General features: G+C 25.1%; 3 protein-coding genes. All 3 read left to right on the plus strand.

All coding sequences use genetic code 11. From position 1 onward, the window contains the following. The first annotated feature begins 147 nt into the window (after nucleotides 1–147). The gene (locus AlmWB_RS00785) at nucleotides 148–345 is read left to right on the plus strand and encodes a hypothetical protein (RefSeq protein WP_050337160.1); all 198 of its coding nucleotides are present in this window, start codon (nucleotides 148–150) and stop codon (nucleotides 343–345) included. A 111-nt stretch (nucleotides 346–456) separates the two neighbouring features. After that, nucleotides 457–903, plus strand: a complete 447-nt coding sequence (locus tag AlmWB_RS00790) for a hypothetical protein (protein ID WP_192833065.1) — start codon at nucleotides 457–459, stop codon at nucleotides 901–903. 445 nt (nucleotides 904–1,348) lie between these two features. Continuing rightward, on the plus strand, nucleotides 1,349–1,798 hold the full coding sequence (locus tag AlmWB_RS00795) for a hypothetical protein (RefSeq protein WP_050337163.1): 450 nt from the start codon (nucleotides 1,349–1,351) through the stop codon (nucleotides 1,796–1,798). Nucleotides 1,799–2,011: the final 213 nt, after the last annotated feature.

A 2,011-nucleotide genomic window follows, 5' to 3' on the forward strand; every position in this document is an offset into this window, starting at 1 on the left:
TGAGAAAGGAAAACAAATCACCCATCATCATAAAAGACTCGAAAATCAATCCATCAATTTGCAAGCAATCCAAAAACAATTCCATCAAAACCAAAATGAATTAAAAAAAGAATCCCCCCAACTCAAAACCATGAATTCATTGAGAAATTGCAAACTCAATTACAACCTCCCTTAGAAACATTACCAACATTATCTCAACCAAACAACGAAGAAGAATCCCTTTTTCAACCAACTATATTATCCCGCGCACAAAATTTCAAAAAAATGTTAAAAGAAAAATATAAAGATTTAACAGAAGGAGAAAAAAGCATTATTCAAATAAATCAGTTCCATGGAAGAACGTAAAGCCGATATTCAAAAAAAATTGATGAAGTTAACCAAAAAATCGAACAAATCAAAACCTAACGAAAAATATATGAAACTTTAAAAGACACATACCGAGCAATGCATAATTGTATGATCACTTATGAAAAAGAAAATGAATTATCTTTTGGAAACGCTTTCAAATTTGGTTTTAAAGCTTTTGATCGCCTTAGTGATTTAGTTCCTGCTAAATACGGAATCTCAGTAATCGGAAAAACTATCAACTTCACTCGAAAATTTGTCCAAGGAGTGACCAAAGTTACTTTAATTCTTCGCGAAGGTCATTGTTTATGGCATCTGTATAACGAAGTAGCCAAGGAAAACAAAGAATCAGCGCCAATGTTTACCAAAGAAACTTTAGATTCGTATCTTAACGACATCGACCGCGACTTAGCCAAACTTAACGCTGACTACAAAGATTACAAAAATAAAATCGAAAAATATCAAGATAAGTTAAATTCTGACGAAATCTTTAAAGAATATGCCCAATCAAGAGAAACAGTTAGAGGAAACGCACAAAAAAGAAGAGTCTATAATTAATGAATATGCAAAAATTGTTAAAGAATTAACCCAAAAACGAGATTAAATCAAAGATATTGATAAATTACGTACAAAAAATATGAATTAGAAAAGGACAAATTAGAATTTAAAATAACAGAAAGAAATATAATAAGAGAAGAAATTTGTCAAAAAAGATCCTAACTACTATCGTGCTCAACCAGAATCAAACAAAAACGACAAATTAAAATTCCTAATAAATAAAATTTTTTGCAACATTTAATTAATAAAATTGTATAATAGCGATATATTCAAATTTCAATATTTGATAATAATCACTATTATCAGGAAGGGGAAATGAAATTAATGAATATTAGCAATTTTTTCAAAAAACATTTAGAGACTATTATTATTATTTTTATTGGATGCGCTATTATGGGTATTTATCAAAGCATTAACAATAAAGTAAAAAAATACATCTCCTAAATTGGAAAATTTCGATAAAAATGTTCAAAATGAAATAAATTTAACAAATGAAAAAATCCAAGATTTTCAAAATCAGTTAGTTTTATTAGAAAAACAACTAGAATCCAAACTTATTAATTCTTCTGAATATTTTATAAAAAAAGTTAAAAAAGGTCAAATTGTTTATCTAACAGAAATAAATGAATTTGAAAAAAGACAATTCGAATTCATAATATCTCGAATTAAAAACGAAATTAAAAATTATCTAAAATATGATGTGCAAGATTATCTTTATCTGATTAAATTTGATATGAGTCAAAAACTCATAGATAATTCTAAAAATAGAATAAAAAATGATTTATTAGATATTGAAAAATATTTAAATGAGCTAAAAAATGAAATTAATGACATTAAACCTAAATTTAAAACTAATTCAAAAAATTTTTTAAAAATCAAAACTTATGTTTATTAAAAAGAAAATTATAAAAATTTATTACCTTTTAATCTTATTTAAGAAGAAAAAAATGTCTTGAAATAATACGAAGAAAATAAATTACCACTACGACCTAAAAATAACCCCTAAAATATATCTATACCATCACCTCAACCAAGGGATAAAAAAATCAAAGGAGATTTAATTAATGTTTAAATTAAAAAAATATTTACTAATATTTAATAATATTTT

It is taken from the genome of Candidatus Phytoplasma phoenicium (genome assembly GCF_001189415.1).
Taxonomy (GTDB): Bacteria; Bacillota_I; Bacilli_A; order Acholeplasmatales; family Acholeplasmataceae; genus Phytoplasma; species Phytoplasma phoenicium.